Source organism: Erythrobacter epiphyticus (assembly GCF_034653295.1).
Classification (GTDB): Bacteria; Pseudomonadota; Alphaproteobacteria; order Sphingomonadales; family Sphingomonadaceae; genus Erythrobacter.
In genome coordinates this window covers 1-702 of sequence record NZ_JAYEEU010000033.1, presented here as the reverse complement: position 1 = coordinate 702, position 702 = coordinate 1, and the positions used below count along the sequence as shown (strand labels likewise).

Here is a 702-nt window from a genome sequence, read left to right as displayed (position 1 = left end):
AACTGCGTGCCCTTCGGCACATCGGCAAGCCCCTGGATCAGCGCGCCCGAACGCGACAGGTTGCGCAAGGTCACCTCGTAGGAGTGATCATCGTGGATCACATGGATCTTGCGGAACACCGTGCGGCGGCGCGCGCGATATTTGCGCTTCGCCGATGGCTCGATCCGCCAGCCGCCGGCCGAGAGGACTTCAGCCAAGGTCGCCTGATCCACCGGCTCGCAATAGATCGGCCCCTGCACGAATTGCACCCCGGCGCCCTGCAAAGCGCTTAGCAATCCGGTGGTCTCGATCTTACGCCCGCGATGGCGGCCGCGCGCCTGACCATTGCGCTATTTGCTGCGCGCCCTATCAGGGCGGCCAACGCCTGTGCGAGAGGAGCCTGATGCATGTCTGATACCGCCCCTGACCTTGTGATCTATGGCAGCCCGGTCTCGCCCTTTGTCCGCAAGGCGGCGGCCTGCTGCATCCTCAAAGGGGTCGATTACGTGGTTGAGGCGGTCAATGTCTTCGCTCCGCCGCAGTGGTTCCGCGATATCTCCCCGATGAAGCGGATCCCGGTGCTGCGGGATCGTTCGATCGCGGCCGAAGGGATAAGTGGCACCATCGCGGACTCCTCGGCGATCTGCGCCTATATCGAGAAAAAGCACCCGGAGCCCGCGCTCTATCCGGCAGCGGCCTTTGACCACGCACGCGCGCTGTTCT

General features: G+C 64.1%; 1 protein-coding gene and 1 pseudogene. One reads left to right on the top strand and one right to left on the bottom strand.

Annotated elements, in window-relative coordinates:
- Window positions 1–239: pseudogene (locus tag SOQ14_RS14360) on the bottom strand (GGDEF domain-containing protein); the annotation flags it as partial.
- A 147-nt stretch (window positions 240–386) separates the two neighbouring features.
- Between SOQ14_RS14360 and SOQ14_RS14355 the strand changes: the two are divergent.
- A partial coding sequence (locus SOQ14_RS14355) for a glutathione S-transferase family protein (RefSeq protein ID WP_322898792.1) occupies window positions 387–702 on the top strand: 316 nt, incomplete at its 3' end.